At 50.9% G+C, this 24,050-nt stretch carries 8 protein-coding genes and 6 tRNA genes; 7 read left to right on the top strand and 7 right to left on the bottom strand.

The features are described 5' to 3' along the window. Positions 1-16: 16 nt before the first annotated feature. The 6 genes from ACFOE0_RS11775 (at position 17) to ACFOE0_RS11750 (ending at position 18,305) form a co-directional block, all read left to right on the top strand. The gene (locus ACFOE0_RS11775) at positions 17-10,429 is read left to right on the top strand and encodes an Ig-like domain-containing protein (protein ID WP_380712028.1); all 10,413 of its coding nucleotides are present in this window, start codon (positions 17-19) and stop codon (positions 10,427-10,429) included. A gap of 101 nt (positions 10,430-10,530) precedes the next feature. Beyond that, positions 10,531-12,708: a type I secretion system permease/ATPase gene (locus ACFOE0_RS11770; protein WP_248937485.1), complete on the top strand. Its 2,178-nt coding sequence runs from the start codon at positions 10,531-10,533 to the stop codon at positions 12,706-12,708. Beyond that, complete coding sequence (locus ACFOE0_RS11765; RefSeq protein ID WP_248937484.1) at positions 12,705-14,087, top strand: HlyD family type I secretion periplasmic adaptor subunit; 1,383 nt, start codon at positions 12,705-12,707, stop codon at positions 14,085-14,087. The genes ACFOE0_RS11770 and ACFOE0_RS11765 overlap by 4 nt, the downstream gene beginning before the upstream one ends. A gap of 27 nt (positions 14,088-14,114) precedes the next feature. After that, positions 14,115-15,512 (top strand): TolC family outer membrane protein, encoded by a 1,398-nt coding sequence (locus ACFOE0_RS11760; protein WP_248937483.1) that lies wholly within the window; start codon positions 14,115-14,117, stop codon positions 15,510-15,512. A 222-nt stretch (positions 15,513-15,734) separates the two neighbouring features. After that, complete coding sequence (locus ACFOE0_RS11755; RefSeq protein WP_380712025.1) at positions 15,735-16,379, top strand: transglutaminase-like cysteine peptidase; 645 nt, start codon at positions 15,735-15,737, stop codon at positions 16,377-16,379. 6 nt (positions 16,380-16,385) lie between these two features. Then, positions 16,386-18,305, top strand: coding sequence for a bifunctional diguanylate cyclase/phosphodiesterase (locus ACFOE0_RS11750; RefSeq protein WP_248937481.1), 1,920 nt, complete (start codon positions 16,386-16,388; stop codon positions 18,303-18,305). 46 nt (positions 18,306-18,351) lie between these two features. Here the strand turns inward: ACFOE0_RS11750 and ACFOE0_RS11745 are convergent. From ACFOE0_RS11745 to ACFOE0_RS11720, 6 genes are all read right to left on the bottom strand, one after another. Further along, positions 18,352-18,428, bottom strand: a tRNA-Pro gene (locus tag ACFOE0_RS11745). A gap of 128 nt (positions 18,429-18,556) precedes the next feature. Continuing rightward, positions 18,557-18,632 (bottom strand) — tRNA-His (locus ACFOE0_RS11740). Positions 18,633-18,694: 62 nt separating this feature from the next. After that, a tRNA-Pro gene (locus ACFOE0_RS11735) sits at positions 18,695-18,771 on the bottom strand. A gap of 18 nt (positions 18,772-18,789) precedes the next feature. Beyond that, positions 18,790-18,866 (bottom strand) — tRNA-Pro (locus tag ACFOE0_RS11730). Positions 18,867-18,932: 66 nt separating this feature from the next. Then, positions 18,933-19,008, bottom strand: a tRNA-His gene (locus ACFOE0_RS11725). Positions 19,009-19,050: 42 nt separating this feature from the next. Further along, positions 19,051-19,127 (bottom strand) — tRNA-Arg (locus ACFOE0_RS11720). A 217-nt stretch (positions 19,128-19,344) separates the two neighbouring features. Between ACFOE0_RS11720 and ACFOE0_RS11715 the strand changes: the two genes are divergently transcribed. Beyond that, positions 19,345-21,972 carry a sensor domain-containing phosphodiesterase gene (locus ACFOE0_RS11715; protein WP_248937480.1) on the top strand — a complete coding sequence of 876 codons (2,628 nt, stop codon included), beginning with the start codon at positions 19,345-19,347 and terminating at the stop codon, positions 21,970-21,972. 33 nt (positions 21,973-22,005) lie between these two features. Here ACFOE0_RS11715 and rep read toward each other — a convergent pair whose 3' ends face one another. Further along, on the bottom strand, positions 22,006-24,024 hold the full coding sequence (gene rep / locus ACFOE0_RS11710; protein WP_248937479.1) for a DNA helicase Rep: 2,019 nt from the start codon (positions 24,022-24,024) through the stop codon (positions 22,006-22,008). Between the last annotated feature and the right edge of the window lie 26 nt (positions 24,025-24,050).

The following is a 24,050-nucleotide window of genomic DNA, read 5'->3' as shown; positions in this document are numbered from 1 at the left end:
GGGTGACACCATTGAAGTGACCGACCAGGATGGCAATGTCATCTTCTCCGGCCCGGTCACTCAGGACATGCTGGATAATGGCCTTGACCTGAGCATTGATCCGCCTGCCACCGGCACTGAGCTGGAAATTACTGCCACGGTTACAGATCCTGCAGGCAATGCATCTTCCGGTAACGACAGTGCGACCCTGGATTACGGCGTGGGAGTTGGAGCCCCGGCTGGCCCAGTGCTTACTATTACCGAAGATACTGATAACAACGGCTATATCACTGACAATGAACTCAGTGGTGCAGTTAATTACACTGTAACTCTGAGTGCCGGAACTGCCGTGGGTGATACCATCACCATCACAGATCAGGATGGCAACGTTATCTACACCGCCAGCGTGACGCAGGAGATGTTGGATGATGGCCTCAGCCTTAGCATTCCAGCTCCAGCTGATGGCACAGCGATCACGCTTACTGCAACAGTCACAGATGCTGCAGGCAATACCGCATCAGGCAGTGACAGCGCAGTGCTCAGTGGAGGTGCTGCTGCACCAACAGTTGAGATCACAGAAGACGCCAACGATGACGGTACCATCAGCGACGCTGAACTCGACGGCCAAATCAATATTACTGTCACCTTAGGTGCAGACACTGAGGTAGGCGATACCATTACCGTTACAGATCAAGATGGTAATGTGCTCTACTCAGGCCCTGTCACTCAGGACATGCTGGATAATGGTCTGGATTTGGTTACGGATACCCCACCGTCAGGAACCGTCCTCGAGATTACCGCCACAGTCAGTGATGCCGCTGGTAACTCTGTTGAAGGGTCTGATAGCGCCACTCTCGACTTTAGCGGTAATCCACCAAAACCAGATGCTCCGGTTGTTGTCATCACTGAAGACGCCAACAACGATGGCTATATCAATGACAGCGAACTGAGTGGACTGGTCAACTTCACCGTGACATTGGGTGCAGGAACCAACCCATCCAATACTCTGGTTATTACGGATCAGGATGGCAATGTGCTGTTCTCTGGTCGCGTGACCCAGGACATGCTGGACAACGGGCTGCAACTCTCAATCAATCCACCACCAAGTGGAACCAACTTGATCATCACGGCCACCGTCACCACTCCGGCAGGACATTCAGCATCAGGTTCTGATAATGCCCTGCTCAGCTATGGTGCCGGCACAGGTACACCTTCTGCACCAACGGTCACCATTAGCGAAGATGCCGATAATGATGGCTACATTAATGACACTGAGCTTAACGGTCAGATAGACATTACCGTCGCGCTGGGTGCAGGCACCAATGTTGGCGATACCATTACCGTGACCGACCAGGATGGCAATGTCATCTTCTCCGGTCCGGTTACCCAGAACATGCTGGATAACGGTCTGGCCTTGACGATTGACCCACCGGCCACCGGCACCGATTTGGTGGTGACCGCCACCGTGACTGACCCAGCAGGCAACAGCGCCGAGGGCTCAGACAATGCGACGCTGGATTACGGCGTGGGCACCGGTGCACCGGCCTCCCCTACCGTGACCATTACCGAAGATGCCAACAATGACGGCTACATCAATGATACCGAGCTCAGTGGTCAGATAGACATCACTGTAACGCTGGGCGCGGGTACTGCCGTGGGCGATACCCTTGAAGTCACTGATCAGGATGGCAATGTCATCTTCACCGGCATTGTCACTCAGAACATGCTGGACAATGGACTGCAGCTGACTGTTACTGCACCTTCCAACGGTTCTGAACTTGTGGTCACGGCAACTGTGACTGACCCTGCCGGAAACACAGCAGAAAATTCAGACAGAGCCGTAATGGATTATGGTGTGGGTACCGGGGCTCCTGCAGCACCGGACGTGACCATAGCTGAAGATGCCAATAACGATGGCTACATCAACTCGGACGAGCTGAGTGGTCAGATCGATATTACTGTCACTCTGGGTGCCGGCACTTCAGTTGGCGACACCCTCACAGTGACGGATCAGGCAGGTAATGTACTGTTCAGCGGCCCGGTAACCCAGAGCATGCTCGACAATGGTCTGAGCCTGACAGTTGACGCACCGGCAACTGGCACCACACTGACGATAACAGCCAATGTGATGGATCCAGCTGGGAATACCAGCACCGGCAGTGACAGTGCGGTAATGGATTACGGCAGCACAGCTCCGGCGGCACCAACCGTCACCATTACTGAAGATGCCAACGGTGATGGCTATATTAATGATGGAGAGTTGGTTGGTCAGGTAGATATCACTATCGAACTTGGCAGTGGTACCGAAGTAGGCGATACCATCGAAGTGACCGACCAGGATGGCAATGTCATCTATTCCGGCCCGGTCACCCAGGACATGCTGGACAATGGCCTTGATGTGGCGATTGATCCTCCTGCACCGGGAACCACGCTGGAAGTCACCGCAACGGTCACAGACCCTGCAGGTAACTCCGCAGATGGCAGCGCCAGCGCGGAAATGGATACCAGCGGTGGCTCACCAGCGATTGGCTCACCAAGTGTCACAATAGATGAAGATACCAATGGCGATGGCTACATCAATGATGATGAGCTTGATGGCCAGGTTAATATTACCGTTGAGCTGGGCGAAGGCACCGAAGTCGGTGACACTCTGGTAGTCACAGATCAGGATGGTAATGAAATCTTCAATGGTCCAGTGACTCAGGAAATGCTGGATAACGGCTTGCCACTGGAGATCGATGCCCCTGCTACGGGTACTGATTTGGAAGTTACCGCGACGGTCACCGATGGCAGCGGTAACTCTGCTACCGGTAGCGGCAATGCGACCCTGGATTACGGCAGCACGGCTCCCGCAGCACCAACTATTGAGATCACTGAAGATGCCAATGATGATGGCTTCATCAGTGATGATGAGCTGTCAGGTCAGGTGGATATCACCATCACTCTGGGCAGTGGTACCGAAGTTGGTGACACCATAGTCATCACAGATCAGGATGGCAATACTCTGTTCGAAGGTCCTGTAACCCAGGATATGCTGGATAACGGTCTTGATATCAGTATTGACCCACCTGCAACAGGAACCAATCTGGAGATAACGGCCACAGTTACAGATCCAGCTGGAAACAGTGCGGAAAGCTCTGAAAGTGCAACTCTGGACTATGGCAACGATGCTCCAGCCTCCCCAACTGTCACCATAGATGAAGACACCAACGGCGATGGTTATATCAATACCGATGAACTGGGTGGCGACATCAACATCACCGTCACCCTGGGTGAAGGCACAGCAGTAGGCGACACTCTTGTTGTGACGGATCAGGACGGCAACGAGCTGTTTAACGGCACTGTGACTCAAGACATGCTGGATAACGGCGTGCCTGTCACCATGCCAGCGCCAGCCACAGGAACCACAGTCACAGTAACGGCAACTGTTACAGACAATGCAGGTAATACTTCACAGGGTAGCGATAATGCTCTGCTTGATTACGATACTGATGCGCCAAGCGCACCAACGGTCGAGATAACCGAAGATGCCAACGATGATGGTTACATCAATGATGGCGAGCTCACTGGCCAGGTAGGAATCACTATCACTCTTGGCTCCGGCACCGCAGTTGGCGATACCGTGACTATTACCGATCAGGATGGTAATACACTGTTTGAAGGCCCTGTCACCCAGGACATGCTGGATAATGGCCTTGATCTGAACATTGACCCACCGGCGACGGGAACCACACTGGAGGTGACCGCGACTATCACAGACCCTGCGGGCAATACTGCCGAGGGTTCAGATTCAGCGACTCTGGATTATGGCGTAGGTGTGGACGCTCCGGCTCAACCTACAGTCGTTATTACCGAAGACACAAATGGTGATGGCATTATCAATGCCAGCGAGCTTGATGGCGATATTAACATCACTGTGACTCTGGGTGCCGGTACTGAAGTTGGTGATACCCTGGTAGTTACTGACCAGGCTGGTAATGAGCTGTTTAACGGCACAGTAACTCAGGACATGCTGGACAACGGTGTACCGATCACCATGCCTGCCCCTGCGGAGGGTACTGATATTAAGGTCACCGCAACAGTGACAGATGAAGCAGGCAATACTGCCTCAGGTCTGGATATTGCGACCCTTGATACTACGGCCAATGCTTCAGCACCTGTCGTTACCATAGTAGATGACAACAATCCGGATGATGGAGTCATCAACCGCAGCGAGCTGGGAGACGACGATGTTCAATTGAGCGTTGTTATCGACCACGATGAACTCCTGCTGGGTGGTCAGATTAACCTGACAATTGATGGCACAGAGGTCACCCTGACCTGGAATGGTACAGGTCTTACTGCCAGTGACGGCCGTACATACAACTACGACGCCAATACAGGCACTATCACCTGGACCGAAGTGGTTGCCGACGGTGAAAGAATTACCGTAACGGCCACTCAAACCGACCTTGATGGCAATGTGTCCGAGCAAGGCAGTGATACCGCGGTTGTCGATACTTCATCGAATACCACTGCACCGACTGTCACCATTGTCGATGACAACACCCCAGACGACGGTGTGATTAACGAGTCTGAGCTGGGCAATGACAATGTGCAGCTGCAGGTGGTCGTTGACCACGATGAGCTGGTTGCCGGTGGTCAAATCAACCTGACCATTAACAATGGCGGCACCACCTCGCTGGTATTCCTGTCACTCGACAGCAACGGTGACCCTGTCGTTGTGGATGAGAACGGCGACGCCGTCACCGGCTTCACCTACAACAATGGCACCATTACCTGGACTGAAGTGGTCGCCGAAGGCGCCACCATCACAGTCTCTGCAACCCAGACCGACCGTGACGGTAACGTCTCCGATGCCGGCAGTGATACTGCGGAAATTGATACCACCGCCAACACTACTGCACCGACTGTTACCATTGTCGATGACAACAACCCAGACGACGGTGTGATTAACGAGTCTGAGCTGGGCAATGACAATGTGCAGCTGCAGGTAGTCGTTGACCACGATGAGCTGGTTGCCGGTGGTCAAATCAACCTGACCATCAACAATGGCGGCACCACCTCTCAGGTATTCCTGTCACTTGACAGCAACGGTGACCCTGTCGTTGTGGATGAGAACGGTGATGCTGTCACCGGCTTCACCTACAACAATGGCACCATTACCTGGACCGAAGTGGTCGCCGAAGGCGCCACCATCACAGTCTCTGCAACCCAGACCGACCGTGACGGTAACGTCTCCGATGCCGGCAGTGATACTGCAGTGCTCGACACCACAGCACCATCTGCACCAACAGTGACTGTTGTTGATGATGGCAATGATGATGGCCTGATCAATGAAACTGAGCTGGGCACAGACAATGTTCAGCTGTCTGCTTCGGTCAATCATGATGATTTCACTGCAGGTGGACTGGTTACTCTGGTCATCAACAATGACGGCACCATAAACACAGTGAAACTTAAGCTGGTTGGAGGTGAGCTGCAGTTTGAAAACGGTACTCCAGCTACGGGTTATAGCTACAGCAATGGAACAATTACATGGACTGAAATTGTTGCTGCGGGAGACACAATCACTGTCAGTGCCACTCAAACAGATGTCGGCGGCAATGTCTCTGACTCGGGATCTGACTCTGCGACGGTAACCCAGGCTAATGACGATTCAGCTTCTACTCCAGAGGATCAAACTCGCACAGGCAATGTACTGACCAATGACGTAGGCAACACTTCTGTCGTTACCTTTAAAGTGGCTGGAGACAATACGACATATAATGCAGGCCAAACAGCAACAATAACCGGCGTTGGTACCATATTGATTGCAGCCGATGGCGCTTACACCTTTATTCCTAACGCCAACTGGAATGGCACAGTACCTGTCATTACCTACACCACCAACTCAGGAGATACGGCAACTCTCAGTATTAGCGTTACACCGGTGGATGATCCTGTAGATGCAGTAAACGACAGTTACAGCACTGACGAGGATACCTCACTCACTTTGAATCTGCTGAGCAACGATTTAGCTCCTGATGGCGGCCTGGAGATCACCCATATCAATGGTGTGGCATTAACCGGTAACGCCCAGAACATAGATGTCGACAACGGCACAGTGGTGATCGCCGCTGATGGCTCTATGAGCTTTGTGCCAGACAGCAACTTCTTCGGTACAGTTAACTTTGACTATCAGGTGAAAGATGCCGATGGTGACACAGATACAGCGACTGTCACTATCACTGTCAACAACGTTAACGATGCGCCGGATGCGGTTGATGACACTATGATTTGCGTCGACGCAGGCGTTGTAGCTACCGGATATACGGGTCCATCCAGCGACGCCACTATCGTAGAGGGCTATGGAACCGATAAGGTAGATGACTCAGCATACCTGACCACGACCCACGCTGATGGCAGTTACACTGTGGTATGGCGTGCATGGGATACTGGTTACTCAGGAAATAACAAGGTCTTCCTGCAGAGTTTCAATGCGGACGGTACCCCTAAAGGCGATAAGCTGGAACTGGGTAGCAGACAGAAAATTGAATCGCCTCAGGTTACCTTGCTCAATGACGAAGGAGATTTGCTGGTAACCTGGACGGGCTATAACAACAGCTCGTCACTCAATACCCACTCTTATGCTCAGGTGGTTTATGGAAACCCTGCTGACCACGGAGGAGCAACCACAGGCCCAGAGATGGATCTTGGAGCCTCTGCGCTTCGAAGCGTTACTTCCGCACAATCAGGGGATAACAGCATCCTTGTGTGGCAAAACGGTTTCACTCTGTACATGCAGGTGCTGGATGCAGACGGTAACAAGGTAGGCAGCGCTCAGGTAGTCGGCTCTATATCAGCTAACTCCAATGGTTTCTCTATTGAAGCCAAGCCTGAAATTTCTGTCCTGGATAACGGTAACTTTGTTATCTCCTGGAGCCATGGCTCAACCAGTACAGGCACCAATACTGTGCTGCTGTCTTCAGATGGCACCAAGATCGGCAATACCCAGACCCTCAACATAGGTCGTACAGAGGGTGTTGATGACCTTGAGACCAATATCATCAGCATAGGCACAAGTGGTAAGTATGCTGTTGTCGGCTCCACCGGAGGTGTCGTCAAGATCACCCTGGTTGACGGCACAACCAATGTACCGGTTCCAGGCTCAACCCAGACTCTTTCGCTGGCTGGCACGACGGCTAACGATATGCCGTCGATTACCCAGATTGGCAGTGATGGCGAGTTTGTCGTGGTATGGCGAGGCATTGAAGGTGGTCAGTGGCACACCTACATCCAACGCTTCAATGCCGACGGCTCGAAGGACGGTGCAGTTGACAAGTTCATGGCATCCGGTGGTCACGGACCAGCCAAAGTGGTTGGCGTTGGTGAAGACGGCGACTATGTCATCGCCTGGGCCAGCATCAACAGCAATGGCAACTATGATGTCCACACCCAGAAATATGATGCCGACGGCAATAAAATCGGGGCTGAATTGACCTTTACCGGTCAGCAGGCAAACATCAACGATCTTGGGTTCGATATTGTTCCTGTGGGCAATAACGGCGCCTACGCTATCTCCTTTGTAGGTACTGACTCCGCAGCCAATGGTGGTGACTACAGTATCTATATCGGTCGTGTCGATGAGAACGGTAACAAGATCATCGAATACCCTGACGGCAGTACAGGCACCTTCGACATCACGACCACAGTTGAGACCACCAGTGGTTACTACACTGTCACATACAGTACAGGTACTTTGATTGCCAACGGCGTAGAGTATCCAAGTGGCAGCCAGGTTCCAGTGAGCGACTGGGTGAACGTGCAATTGGTTAATGCTGTTGGTGCTGATTTCGATTTGTCAGTAAAAGCCTGGGTACCTATCACGACAGAAGAAGATACTCAGCTGACGCTGAACGTGTCTGACCTGTTGGTTAATGATACGGATCCTGACGGCGATACCCTGACGGTAATCTCAGTACAAAATCCGCAGAACGGTACTGTAGTACTTAACGGTGATGGCACGATTACCTTCACGCCAAATGCGGATTACAACGGTCCAGCCAGCTTCACCTACACCATCAGTGATGGCAATGGTGGAACAGATACCGCGACAGTATTCCTCACTGTCACACCTGTTGATGATACCGTTGGCATAACCGATCCGGACGCCATGACCCTAAATGAAAGTGAGCTTCAGGGCGGCACAGATTCAGGAACAACACCACTGGTGCAATCTGGTCAGTTCACAGTATCTGCACCTGATGGTCTGAACCGTATTGTGTTCGATACCGGTACAGTCAGTACTTCCGTGACCCTGGCGATGTTGTTAGCCGCCACACCGGAAAGCCCTGCAACTGTACAAGGCGACTTCGGCACCATAGAGATTACTGATTACAGCAATGGTGTGGTCAGCTTTAACTATGTACTGTCTGAAGCACAGAACCATTCGTCTGCCGACCCTCTGGTAGATAGCTTCACCATTACCGCCTACGACGCTGATGGAGATACCAGCAGCACAAACCTGAATGTCAGTATCTATGATGACGATGTCGAGACGGTTATCGATACCAATGGTGTAGACGTACTGGTGGATGGCTTCGAAGCCTCTGGCATCGTTGGCGAGTGGACAAGCTGGACAGGTGGTAACCCGCTGAGACGCTATGACGGTGATGACAATGATACAGGTCTCGACCAGATGCGTTGGGGAACAGGCAGTAACCAAACCTCATCGGGTTATGGTTTTGTCGATAATGACACCAACCTCAACGGGGTACTGGATCTCAACCAGGATATCAATCTGGGTGTGTTTACTCACTATAACAACCCAATTCCAGCAGGATCTGCCATCAGTGCGGCAACCTTAACAGTGACCTTCACCATTACCGACTCCTATGGTGTGGTCACACCGATAACCATCAGTATTGACTTTACCCATACAGAAACGCCTAACACACCAGGAAACCCAGGAGATGATGCTTCCAGAGATATTATCCAGATTGGCCAGCCTGAGGTGACGTTCGAATATGAAGGTGAGTTCTACACAATTAAAGTACTGGGCTTTATCGATGAACAGGGACAGTTGGTCAGTACGGTCAGAACTTATGAAGGTCAGTCCAACAGCTACCAGTTAATCGCCAGGATTGTTGAGGGTGATGGCTATGCGCTGCCTGATAAAGAGGGCAATGTTCTTGAGAATGACCTGGGGGCTGATGCCTTGTCCGTAGTCGGTGTTACCACAGGAACAGACACAGGTACTGATGTATTTACCGGTGTAGGCACGCAGATTCAGGGTACCTATGGTGTTCTGACACTGCAGGCCAATGGTAGCTATCGTTACGAGCTGCAGGAAAGTGCAGAAAACATTCCGGAAGGTGCTCAGGAGAACTTTGTCTACACAGTCAGAGATGCTGACGGTGACGTGTCCACCAACCGCCTCATTATCGGTGTAACACCGGAAGACTTTAACGGTATTCCAGTGGGTACAGACCTGACAGTTGAAACCAACGATGGCAATGACACAGTCATAGTTCAGGATGGTGACAACTCAGGTACACCGGACCAGATGCAGGTATTTATTGGGGATAACCTCACAGGTACCATCATTAACAGCAGTGGTGTTGAAACGACGGTAACCACCCCAACCAATCCTGTGACCGGCTACAACAATGGCAGCGCAGATCAGAATGTCAGTACAGGTCAGGGCCAGGATTATGTTGAAGCCGGTAGCGGTAACGACAAGATTTGGGCAGGTGCAACGGGTAACTCCCAGACCAATAACACCGACCCGGATATTGAGCTTACCGCCAGCTTCATCAACAACCTGCGCATAATGACGGGCAATCTGAACAGCATCACCGACAATGATGGCCAGCTCAAAGCCGACGACATCAATGGTGTCACAGCTGACATAGTCAATGGTGGTGCGGGCAATGATCAGATCTTCGGTCAATCAGGCTCTGACATCCTCTATGGTCATGACGGCAATGACACACTGAATGGTGGTCGCCATAACGATGGCCTCAGAGGGGGTGATGGCAACGATACCCTTATCGGTGGATTGGGAGACGATATCCTCCGCGGCGATGACGGTAATGACGTGTTCGTATGGCAGTCAGGAGAGTTTGGTACTGACCGCATTATGGACTTCGATCATGAAGAAGATACCTTGAATCTGGAGGATATCCTCCAGGGAGAGGATCAGAATCCACTGGAAGACTATCTCAACTTCTCGCTGAGCAACGGTTCTACGACCATATCTATCGATGCGGATCTCAATGGAACCTTTGAACAGTCGATTGTGCTGGATGGTGTGGATCTGTTCGATATCTACGGTATGAGCGAGAGCGACATCATTAACGGCCTGTTCGACGATGGTGCGATAGTCGCCAACGTGGCGGATAAATTGCCGAACATCACACCAATCATTCCAGATCCAAATGATGACAACGGAGGTCAAATCCCGTAGCGGATATGTGACAGAGGCTTGTAAATTATCGAGCCTCTGTCACAATTCACACAATGAAAATAACTTTCATAAAATCATTTGCATAAGGAATCGCAAGAGTCGTGGTAGCAACTGTTTCCAAATCACCAGACCAATGGACTATCTCAGCTTCCCAGCGGGTCACAGAAGATCCCTTGCTGGATGCCTTGGTGTTGCTGACTCAATATTTCGGCAATCCCTGCTCCGCAGATTCGCTTTCTGCAGGCCTTCCCATGTCAGAGGCGGTACTTACACCAGACCTTGTACCACAGGCGGCCTCCAGAGGAGGGCTGACAGCCAAGTTATTCCGCAAAGGCTTGGATCAGGTGTCAGAGATCATGCTGCCCTGCATCCTGCTGCTAAAAGATAAGAAAGCCTGTTTGCTGATGGAGCTGGACCATCAATCTGACTCAGCAACCATCCAATTGCCGGACAGCGGTGGTAAGCAAACCATGTCCATCGAGGAACTGGAGACCCTGTATGTCGGTTACCTGTTTCTGGTGAAGCAGCTATACCGTGAAGACAAGGGGATGGATGCTTTTCTTCATAAGTCAGATGAACACTGGCTGTGGAATATCATCAAAGATGCAGCCCCCATCTACCGGGATGCCCTGATCGCCTCGGTGCTGGTTAACTTGTTTGCCCTGATCTCGCCACTGTTCATTATGAACGTTTATGACAAAATCCTGCCGAACCTGGCGTTTGAGTCGCTATGGGTATTGGCGATAGGAGCCGGTCTGGCATTTATGTTCGACTTTGTGATGCGCCAGCTTCGAAGCTATCTGATTGACGTTGCCGGTAAGAAGATCGACATCATTGTTTCCTCCAAACTCTTTGCCAAAGCCATGGGCGTGCCGCTGGCCAAACGCAGTCCCAGTGTTGGTGCCATGGCCAAACAGCTGGGAGAGTTTGACAGTATCCGGGAGTTTCTGGCCTCAGCCACTGTGACCACTCTGGTGGATCTGCCATTTGCACTGCTGTTCTTTACCATTATCTATCTGGTATCGGGCGATCTTGTCATGATCCCCATTATTGGTGGCGTCATTATTATCGGCTATACCCTCTACAGTCAGCCCAAACTCAAAGCCGCCATTGAAGAAAGCAGTAAATTTTCCGCAGTCAAACATGGTCATCTGATCGAAAGCCTGGCATCACTGGAATCTATCAAAGCTTACGGTGCTGAAGGGCTGGTGCAGAAAAGCTGGCAACAAATGACCGGGCACTCAGCCAACTGGCAACTCAAGGCCAAAAAACTCACCAATGGTGTATCCAATGTCGCTAACTTTATTGTGCAGCTCTGCTCAGTCAGCGTAGTTGTACTTGGGGTGTATCGCGTATCGGAAGGCGATATCTCCATGGGTGGGATTATTGCAGCAGTGATTTTGACCAGCCGCGCCGTAGCACCATTGGCACAGCTGGCCAACCTGATGACCCGGGGTAACCATACCGCCAGCGCACTGCAACAGTTGGACCAAATCATGACTCAGGAAGATGAGTTCGATGATAAGGGACACCTGGTCAGCATTGAACGTATGAACGGCAAGATAGAGCTGGATCATGTCAATTTCACCTACCCGAATACAGAGAAATCGGTACTCAACAGTATTTCGCTGTCGATAAAACCGGGAGAGCGTATTGCCATTATTGGCCGTAATGGTTCAGGCAAGAGCACCCTGGCTAAACTCATCATAGGTCTGATGCAACCCAGCAACGGCAATATTCGATACGACGGTCTGGACTCCCAACAGATACACCCAGCAGATCTGCGCCGTAACTTTGGTTACTTGCCTCAGGACGTAACCCTGTTCCAGGGCTCTATTCGTGACAATATTCTGTTTGGCACCCGCCAGGTCACTGAACATCAACTGATCCGTGCCGTTCAACTTTCAGGTGTTGGCCTGTTTACCCATCAGGAGTCTGAGGGCCTGGAACAACAGGTTGGTGAAGGTGGACAGGCGCTGTCCCGAGGCCAACGCCAATGTGTCTCACTGGCCAGAGCCATACTGAATGACCCTCCAATGCTGATGATGGATGAGCCTACCGCCAGTCTGGATGCCCGCGCAGAAAAGCAATTTGTTCGCGCCATGCAAAACGTCAGTCAGCAGCGTTCCCTGCTACTTATCACCCACAAGATGCACCTGCTCAAACTGGTTGACCGCATCATAGTGCTGGATAAAGGGCGAATGCTCGCGGATGGCCCCAGAGAGAAAGTGCTGGAGCAACTCAGTCAGGGGCTGATGGCCGGGGAGGCAAAGCAATGAATAAGCGCCTCACCACTGAAGATATGGAAATGGTCGATGATATCTACGGCGCCATGATGACAGATGCCCCCAGCGGACATCGACTGATCATCTGGTCACTTACCGCCATGATAGTCATCTTCTTTGTGTGGGCCTATCTCTCTGAGCTGGATCAGGTGACTTCCGGTGAGGGGAAGGTGATCCCCTCCTCTCAGGTACAGGTGATTCAGAGTTTGGATGGCGGCATCCTGGAAGAGTTGTTTATCTCCGAGGGTTCAATCGTTACCAAGGGGCAACCTTTGGCGCGCATTGATGATACCCGTTTCCGTTCGGACTTTGCTCAGCAGGAGCAGGAAACCGACAGTCTGCAGGCTAACGTTATACGTCTTCAAACTGAACTGGATAGCCTGGTGGTGGCCGATGTATCCACTGATTGGAGAGAGCAGGTTCAGATTAACAAGCAAACGCTGAACTTCCCTCAGGAGCTAAACGACCGCCAGGATCGCATGATCCGTCGGCAACAGGATGAGTACAACGGTCGCCTGGATAACCTGAGCAATCAGCTCGAAATTCTCGCACGCCAAATTCAGCAAAGACAGCAGGAATCTGCCGAGCTGAATTCCAAAATCAGCACTCTGACCAACAGCTATCGCCTGGTATCCCGGGAGTTGGAATTGACACGCCCTCTCGCCGAGAAAGGGATTGTTGCGGAAGTTGAACTGCTAAAGCTTGAGCGTACTGTGAATGACATTCAGGGTGAGTTGCAGTCACTGAGACTGATGCGTCCTAAAATCAAAGCCTCTCTCGATGAAGCGATTCTGAAACGTCGTGAAGCGGTATTTAACTTTGGTGCGGAAGCCCGTGCCCAACTCAATGAATTACAAACCCGCCTGTCTCGTATGAATGAGGCTCAGGTGGGAGCGGCCGACAAACTCAACAAAGCCGTCATTACCTCCCCGGTAAACGGCACAATAAAAACATTACATATAAATACCCTGGGTGGTGTGGTGAAACCCGCTGTGGATATTATCGAAATTGTCCCATCGGAAGACCAACTCCTGATAGAAACCAAGATCCTGCCAAAGGACATTGCTTTCCTGCACCCCGGCCTGCCGGCTGTGGTAAAGGTCAGCGCTTATGACTTCACGCGTTACGGCGGGTTGGAAGGCACTGTTGAACACATCAGTGCTGACACCAGCCAAGACGAAGAAGGCAACAGTTATTACCTGATACGAGTAAGAACCGAGCAGTCCAGTCTTACCAAGAAAGACGGTACGCCTATGCCCATTATCCCCGGTATGCTGACATCGGTGGATATTATTACCGGCAAGCGTTCCATTCTCGAATACATACTCAACCCAATTTTACGAGCCAAAGATACTGCACTGCGGGAGAGATGAGGCTTGATATACAGGGGGAATGATCCGATGAAATTGTTGAACAAAACCGCGAGATTCAGTGCGACGGCTGTGGCTGTGGCGGCCCTGTTAATGCCGACACTCAGCCAAGCCGACACACTGGAGCAGGCTGTCGCCAAAACACTGGATACCCATCCTGAACTGAGGGTAGCCTTTAACCGATTCAAAGCCAGAGAAGCGCAAATAGACCAGGCCTTCTCAGGTTATTTACCAACTGTAGAACTCAGCGCTGGCTGGGGGCTGGAAAATACTGACAGCCCTTCAACAAGACGTAACCCACTTAACAGGAGCAATGAAGGTGAGGTTGAACTCAAACGCGGCGAAGCCGGTGTGAGTATTCGCCAGATGCTGTTCGATGGTTTCAGAACCACCAGTGAAGTGGAAAGATTCACCTATGAAGCCACGGCTGAGCAGTGGACTCTGATTGCTGCTGCGGAAGATATTGCCCTGGAAGTTGCTCAGGTTTATCTGAAATTTATGCAGGCTGAGCAGGTACTCACCCTGGCTCAGAAGAATCTGCAAACCCATAAAGATATCTACAGCCAGATTAAACAACGTACCGATTCAGGCCTGGGTTCCACAGCTGACCTGTCTCAAATTACCGGCCGTCTGGCTCGCGCCAATGCCAATGTAATTTCAGCACAGAATAACCTGTACGATGCCATCGCTGAGTATCGCAGTGTTACCGGTGTGGTTCCCAGTGAAACCATTATGCCGGTACCGGATGCAGATCAATTGCCCGCCACCTATGAGGGCACAATTAAAGTTGCCGGTGAGTATCACCCGGTTCTGAAATCCGCCTCTCAGGATATCAAGGCTGCTGAAAGTGAAAAGAGTTCAAGGGAATCAAGCTATTACCCAACGATCACTATTGAACTGAACGGTAATTGGAATAATGATATTAATGGTGAAGATGGACGCAGCTTTACCAGTGATGTCGGAGGCCACAGCAATGACCTGCAAGCTATGGTTCGTATGCGCTATGACCTGTTTGCCGGTGGTCGTGACGCGGCTTTGAATCGCGAGTCGGCTTACAAGATTAACGAAGCGAAAGAAGTTCGTGAACGAGCCTATCGCCAAATTATCGAAGGTGCTTCACTGGCCTGGAATGCCTACGAGCTGTTACCACCTCAAAAGCAGTATATTCGTGAACACGTAGTGGCTGCCAAAGAGACTCAGGCTGCTTACGCCCAGCAGTTCAATCTGGGCCAGCGTTCATTGCTGGATTTGCTGGATACTGAAAACGAGTTGTTTGAAGCCAGAAAAGATTACCTGCAAGCAGAGTTTGACGAAACTCTGGCTCAGTATCGGGTGTTAAATGCCACAGGTCAGTTACTGGGTTCTTTGCAAGTAACCCGTCCGGAAACCTGGCGTGGTGAAAATGAGTATGAAGAAGGTGCATACTGATAATGTATCTGCGCAGGGCCTCTGTTGAGGCCCTGCATTCAACTTTAATCTGCATCTATAACAATGTGTAATTTGAACAGCCCGGGGGCTGAATAAAGATAAAAAAACAAAAATAAACAGACAAAAAAGCCAAGGCGATAAGGACGTTAACTTCTGGATATGCAACGCAGGGAAAGGAACAGGTGCGCGACAGCCTCAGTCTTCCGACTGGGACTGCTTTTTTTGCTGATCTCAATCAGCCCAATCTCTGCCGCCCCTACCCAAACTCTCAATGCCAACCTGATTATTGCCCAACTCGAGCGTAACTACGGCCCCAGAGCCGGAAAACGTGCCAATGCCTGGTTTAAAACTATGAAGTCCGCTGAGAACCTGTCTGAGCGGGACAAACTGACAGAGGTAAACCGCTTCTTCAATCTGTTTACCTTTATCGATGACATCAAGCTCTGGGGTGAATCCAACTATTGGGCTACTCCCCTTGAGTTTATTGGTGTCAGCGGTGGCGACTGCGAGGACTTCTCAATCGCCAAATACTTTACCCTGCTGCATGTTGGGGTACCTGAAGACAAGCTGCGTATCACTATGGTTAAAGCTAAAACCGTAGACCAATACCATATGGTACTGACCTACTACGAAACACCGGGTTCAGTGCCTCTGGTACTGGACAATCTGGATCCCCAGATAAAACCGGCAACCCAACGCCGGGATCTGGTGCCGGTATACAGCTTTAACGGTAAGCAGCTTTGGCTTAACAAACAAAAAGGACGGGGTGAGTTGGCTGGCTCGGCCAAACGACTCAAAAAATGGAATGATCTTACCCATAGACTTGAGGTTGACCGCTTGCGGCAACCTAAAATTAGACTGGAGTAGCCACTCATGACACTGTTCCGACAGCTCTATTCGCTACTGTTTGGCTTGTTTCTGCTGGTTGTCATCGGCCTGGGCCTGGTGCAATTCACTGAGACACGCAGCTTTTTGACCAAACAGATGGAGTCAGACCTGAACAATGCCAGCCACTCGCTGGGACTTATGCTTTCACCTGCACTGGAAGCGGGAGACAGTGCTACCGTGGATGCACTGGTGAATGTGATTTTCGAAGGTGGCTACTACCAGAGTATTGAGTTGACCTGGTTGGTCGACGGTCATCAGCAGGTTTGGGAGAACCCCACCAAAGTCAGTGGCGTCCCCCAATGGTTTACCGATCTACAGCTGTTTGATGAGATCAGTACCGAAACTACAATTACATCAGGCTGGCTGCAATTGGCTACGTTGAAGATCACTGCCAACCCAGGCATCGGCTATCACGAGCTTTGGCGTATTCTCAGCAACACCTTCATCTTGTTCGCACTGTTCTTCCTGATTGCGATTTTAAGTGCCCGGGTTGGTTTGACCTGGATTCTCAAGCCGTTAAACCAATTGTCACAACATGCCCAGAATGTTGCCAACCGCAAGTTTGGCCCTGATTTGGCATTGCCAAAGACCCGAGAACTACAAAAAGTGGTCCTGGCATTTAACAGTATGTCTAGCCAACTCAAGAAGGTCTTTCTGTCACTGGATGAAGAAGTGACCGCATTACGTAAGAAGAATCTGGTCGACCAGGTGTCCAACCTGCCCAACCGCCAATACCTGATGGACAGAGTGGCAAGTTGGCTGGATGAGCCTGGATCCGGTGCTCTGTTCATGACCAAAATGGACTGGCTTGAACAGGTTCACAGTAAATTTGGTTATCAGGTCAGAGATGAAACCATTCGTCTGTTGTCACAACGCCTTCAGGAAAACCTTCAAACAGTTGCCCCCAGCGTAATCACCCGCATTGCAGCCTATGAGTTTGCATTCCTGGTCACAGACGTTGAACGCGAACAATTGAATCAATATCTGCAAGCTCTGGTTCGCACTATTAACCAGGAAGTTGCCAAGGCTGAAGGCAAACCCAATGAAGGTTATGCCATAGGTATTGCCGAACGTATCGGTGATATGACCCAGTCAGATATGCTGGCCCAAACCGATAATGCCCTGCAGCAGGCAATGAAAGACGGCAAGGTTTATCACTGGTTTGCCGCAAACCAGCAGCAGCTGTTCTCCCGTGAGCAATGGCGCGACCGTTTAACCCATGCATTTGATAAAAGAGAGTTTTTCTTCCGCTGGCAAGATGTTACCAACACAAATGGGAAAGGCATCGTGCACCGCGAGCTGTTCTGTCAGTTACAACTGGAAGATGGTCAGAGGGTCCATGCAGGACAATTTATGCCCTATGTAGAGCTGCTGTCTATGGGCGCGGCATTGGATAGATGCCTGATCAGTAAGCTCAGGGATGACCAGCTTCTTGAGCGCAATCCTGAACCTGTAGCGGTCAACCTGACTCACCAGAGCATCAGCGATCCAGAGTTCCACAGCTGGCTCGACAAGTTCCTGGCCAAGTCTGACAAAGATAATAAGTTGTGCTTTGAGCTGCCTGAATCGGCGGTTTACAGTGCACCTGAAGCCTGTGAGTCCCTGTGTGCCATTATCCACAAACATGGCGCTCAGTTTGGCATTGACCACTTTGGCCGCCAGTTCGGCTCGATGAACTATCTGCAAACCCTTCGCCCAAGCTATGTCAAGCTGGATCAGGCTTTCGCACACTATGACGAAAACCAACACAACAGTGAACTATGCCGCGCACTGATCAATGTGGCAAAGGGCTTGAGCATTCAGGTTGTTGTAACCGGCATACAGGAAGAAGAGCAGTTGAGAAGCTTCAGCGGCCTGGATATCACAGGCTTCCAGGGCTTTATTACCCCGCCACAGGATGTGTAGACAAAAAACAAAAAGCTCGCGATAAACGCGGGCTTTTTGTTGAATGTGGTCGGTGATAGAGGATTCGAACCTCTGACCCTCTGCTCCCAAAGCAGATGCGCTACCAGACTGCGCTAATCACCGATTATTTTTGATGCTTTATAGCTTCAGAGGAAACCTCTGACCTCTGCTCCGCTCTCAACCCAAAGGACTGATGCGCTACCAGACTGCGCTAATCACCGATGTTTGTTCGTTGCTGAATGTAAGCAGAATGGGGTGGCTAATGGGACTCGAACCCACGACAACTGGAATCACAATCCAGGGCTCTACCAACTGAGCTATAGCCACCATAACGAGTCTGCGTTACAGCAACAAAAAACCCGCATCGCATGCGGGCTTTTGTCGTTATCTGGTCGGTGATAGAGGATTCGAACCTCTGACCCTCTGCTCCCAAAGCAGATGCGCTACCAGACTGCGCTAATCACCGAAAGAAACTTCTTAAAGCTGGTCGGTGATAGAGGATTCGAACCTCTGACCCTCTGCTCCCAAAGCAGATGCGCTACCAGACTGCGCTAATCACCGACGATATATTTTGCACTTGATTTACGACTGTGCTGCCGTTTCAGATCACTCGAAAGTGAAACGGAGTGGGGTGGCTAATGGGACTCGAACCCACGACAACTGGAATCACAATCCAGGGCTCTACCAACTGAGCTATAGCCACCATATCCTTACCGCGTGCTGACAAACATCTTCTGGCCCATTCTGGTGCACCCAGAAGGATTCGAACCCTCGGCCTCACCCTCCGGAGGGGTGCGCTCTATCCAACTGAGCTATGGGTGCCCTGCCTTGTCAGCGGGGCATATACTAGGATTTTATTTTGATGCCGTCCAGCACTGTTTTGGCTTTTTTCATCCAACTGCTCAAGTTTTAACTGAACAGGACCGACTTTGTAGAGGCATACACCACATTTATGACTTGGTTATTAACCACATATATGTTAATTGTATAGCTTGTAAACAAGCCCGAATAAATCCAATAATTATTCATAACAGGCACTATGTTCAGGGATCGTTTAGACAGGGATGACTATACCGGGGACACCGACTCCACCACCCGGGGATTACGCGGCAGGCTTAAACGCCTGAGGCAGCTTGTTGCCAAATATCGCCGTGCAGACAAAATCCAAAAAGCCCTGCTGGAGATCTCCAACGCTGCAATACGTGCCAGCTCGCTCAGCGAATTCTACAGTTTTCTCCACCAGCAACTCAAAAATGTGTTTGCGGCTGATAACTTCTACATTGCCACCTACGATCCTTTGGCCAGGCAATTTGCGATCCCGTTTTTCGCAGATGAGATGGACTCGCACCCATCTGAACTGTATCCGGATCAGGACCTTAATGAACTCCTGGTGAAAGGAATGACAGGCTATGTATTCCGAACCCGCACATCACTGCTGGCAGATAATGACAAATACCAGCAACTCCTCGCCAAAGGCGAAGTAATTGGCCTTGGCAGTGACTGCCATCAGTGGTTGGGCGTACCGATTCTGAGTAATGGCGTTACCACAGGTGTACTTGTTGTTCAGAGCTATGATGAACAAACTCTCTATGGTGAAGCAGAAGTTGAGTTACTGGAATTTATCAGCCAGCATATCTCCGGTGTACTGGATCGGCTCGAGCAGCAGGAACAGTTGGGAAGAGCCATCGCCCAACGGACTCAGGAACTTAGTCAGGCCTATGACAAACTGAAAGATGAAGTCTCGGTCAGGCGCAAAGCCGAAGCTCTGCAAAAGTCACTCTATGAAATTGCCAATCTGGCTGCAGCCAAACTGGACGACACCTCTTTTTATCAACAGATCCACCGGGTCCTGAATCATCTGCTGCCCGCAAATAACTGCTATATCGGCCTGCTCAACGCACAGGGTGACAAAATCAGTTTTCCCTTTTATATGTCGCAACAGGGGACCCCTCACCCGCTGCCACGCCTACGTCAGGATGGCCTGACCGAATATCTGCTCGGACAGCGTCGCCCCTTGATGCTTGGTAACCAGGATATCAAACGTCTTATCGATGAAGGTGTCCTGTACCGCCAATCTCCCAGACTCAATAACACAGACCTGATTCATCAATGGATTGGTGTACCTCTGTTTATTCAGGGGAAAGTGATGGGCGTGCTGGCGATATACAGCTTCAATGAACACCACAGCTTCGCTCCCGGCGATATGGAACTGCTGACTTTTGTATCCCAGCATATCGCCACAGCCATTGAGCGTAAGCTGAGTGCACAATCGCTGCGACAGTCCTATGAGCAACTTGAGAATAAAGTTGAAGCCCGGACCCGGGAGCTGGCCAGAACCAATCAGGAGCTGGAAAAAGAGATACTACAACGGCGAAAGATTGAGCAGCAGCTAATCTATGATGCCAACCATGACGGCCTGACCGGTCTGCCGAACCGAATGATGTTTATGGAACGCCTGGAGCAGGCCTGTAAACATATGCGTCGCCATCCACTTGATAAGTTTGCCGTACTTTTTATCGATCTGGACAGATTCAAACTGATCAACGATACCCTTGGCCACCTCGAGGGGGACAGATTTCTGATCCAAACCGCCAAACGTCTGAAAACCTGTATTCGCGATTGCGACACACTCGGCAGGCTGGGAGGTGATGAGTTTGTAATCTTATTGGATACCATACACCACACTGATGATGTCCATGAGATCAGTGAAAGAGTGCTGGCGGAACTGGCAAAACCTTATCAACTGGATCAGCATCACTTCTTCTCAGGAGGCAGCATAGGTGTCGCGATAGCAACAGCCCATGACACCAGCGAATCCATGCTGAAAAATGCCGACAACGCTATGTATCAGGCCAAGTCCAAGGGCAAGGGCTGCTATGTGATTTATGATCCCAAGCAACCCGGCACTGTAGCCGCTGAAACAGGCCTGTCCGAGGAGCTTAGGCAAGCCATTAAAACCTCAGCCATTGGTCTGCAATATCTGCCAATCTATGATCTGACCAAGATGCGTCTGATCGCATTGGAAGCGCGCCCTTTCTGGCAGCATCCAACCCGGGGAAAGCTTCACCATGCCAGCCTGAATGACATTGCCGAGCAGGCAAACCTGCAAAAAGAGCTGGATCTACTGACTCTGAAAATGCTCAGTGAAGAGTATTCGCAATTGGCCAGGGTGTACCACAAACCACAGATCCAATTGAGTATTTGCAGTTTGCATGGAAAACAAAAGCAATCGATGGAAAAACTGCGGCGAACTTTGGCAGATGCTCAGTTCCCAGCTCAATACCTGTGGCTATTCTTCCATGAAAAGCAACTGGTACAGGACACAGAAAATCACATCAATATGTTTGATAACCTGAGTAAGCAGGGAGTTAAGCTTGGCCTGTATGGCTATGGTACCAGTTACAGTTCACTGTCCAGCCTTTCATTTATGCCGGTTTCAGCGATCAGACTGGACCCAAGCTTCGCTGCTCATCTGGACAACAGCCATCACTACAAACTGGCTAAAGCCAGCAGTCTGGCTGCCGCAGAATTGGATCTGCAGGTGTTTGCCACAGGTATTGCTGAGCCGGATACCCATAGAAAATTTATTGAAATGGGTGTCATTTATGGTCAGGGGCCACTGCTTGGCAGCAGCATTGAGATGCTTGAACATCAGGAAAGTGCCTGAACGACACCTTCCTGACTCCCTTCCCCGAGAGGGTTAGTTGCCTTTGTTGAGCATGGCGCGGATATTGGAAATATTCGCCTTACCTGATTGCTGACGCTCTTCAGCTGTTTGTTGCGGCTTACGGTTTTCCCATATCAGATCATCCTGGGGTAACTCAGCCAGGAAGCGGCTTGGTTCACATCGCATAGTTTCCCCAAACTGGCGGCGTTCACGACACATAACAAACCAAAGCTCTTTCTGTGCCCTGGTAATACCCACATAGGCCAAACGTCGCTCTTCCTCTACATTATCCTCATCAATACTGGTCTGGTGCGGCAGGATCCGCTCCTCCATCCCCACCATAAACACGTAAGGGAACTCCAGACCTTTGGAGGCATGCAGTGTCATCAGCTGGACCTGATCGCCACCTTCATCCTCCTGATTACGCTCCATCATGTCCCGTAATGTCAGTCGGGTTACCACCTCAGGCAGCGTCATCGGCTCATCCAGATCGTCTCCCTGCAGCATCTCTGTCACCCAACGGTACAGCTCAGAGATGTTCTTCATCCGCATCTCTGCCGCCTTGGCACTGGTGCTGGTTTCGTACAGGTAGTCTTCGTAGTTGATCTTGCGGATCAACTGTTTGATGGCATCCACTCCCTCACCCCGGGTCGCAATTTCACCCGTATCCACAATAAAGCGCCCGAATTCATACAGGGTCGACATGGCCGCCGGAGCCAGTTCGTGGTTCAGGTCAGGGTGGAAGATCGCCTCAAACATAGAAATATGTTTCTGGTTGGCAAAGTTACCCAAACGCTCAAGTGTTGCCGGACCTATGCCACGTTTGGGCAGGTTAACTATGCGCAGAAACGCATTGTCATCATCCGGATTCACCACCAGCCTGAGATAAGCCATGATGTCTTTAATCTCAGCGCGAGCGAAGAACGAGGTACCCCCACTGAGTTTGTAGGGAATACGGTTGGTCATCAGCGCCCGCTCCAACAAGCGTGACTGATGGTTACCCCGATACAGAATGGCATAGTCACCGAACTGAGTCCGGCCGACAAACTTGTGGCGTACGATTTCCGCCACCACGCGCTCAGCTTCCTGCTCTTCGTTGGCGGCCATCAATACTCTCAGCGGCTCACCATAGGCCAATTCAGAGAACAGCGACTTGTCGTAAACGTGGGGGTTATTGGCAATCAGAATATTGGCAGCATGCAAAATCCGCTGGCTGGAGCGATAGTTCTGTTCCAGTTTAATCAGCCTGAGGCTGGGGAAATCCTTACCCAATAACACCAGGTTCTGAGGCTTGGCCCCCCGCCAGGAATAGATAGACTGGTCGTCATCCCCTACCACAGTAAAACGGGCACGTTCCCCCACTATCAGCTTCACCAGTTCATACTGACTGGTGTTGGTATCCTGATATTCATCCACCAGCAGGTATTGAATACGCTTTTGCCAGCGTTCGCGCACTTCTGTGTTATGGCGCAGCAACAGAGTCGGGATCAAAATCAGATCATCAAAATCCAGCGCATTATAGGCCTTCATATGCTGTGCATAGCGCTGGTACAAGAGGGCAAACAGCTGCTCCTGTTCCCCTTTGGCCACCTTGCGGGCATGCTCAGGGATCACCAAAGCACCTTTCCAGTTGGAGATCGCTGTCGCCAGTGCCTTCAGCAGATCCTTGTCCTCCTGAAGCTCTTTCTCTGTAAGCTCTTTCAGCAGGGCAATAGTGTCCTGGTCGTCAAACAGTGAGAAACCGGCTTTCAAACCAACGGCTTTATGTTCCCGCTTGAGGATCTCGAGCCCGAGCGTGTGGAAAGTGGATATCCACAGTCCCCGCGCTTCTTTACGCCCCATAGATTGAGCCACCCGCTCTTTCATCTCCCGCGCGGCTTTATTGGTAAAAGTCACGGCAGCTATGTTTCGGGCGTTATAACCACACTTCTGCACCAGGTAAGCAATCTTATTGATGATTACCCGCGTCTTACCACTGCCAGCGCCAGCCAATACCAGGCAGGGACCTGAAACATAGTGAACGGCATCATTTTGCCCTGGATTAAGCTTCATGGATGGGGAATGACCTCAAGATTTGA

This window comes from Shewanella submarina, assembly GCF_042646185.1.
In the GTDB taxonomy this organism is placed as follows: domain Bacteria; phylum Pseudomonadota; class Gammaproteobacteria; order Enterobacterales; family Shewanellaceae; genus Shewanella; species Shewanella corallii.
Note: the sequence above shows the minus strand (reverse complement) of the source record. Positions and strands in the feature narration are given on the sequence as shown.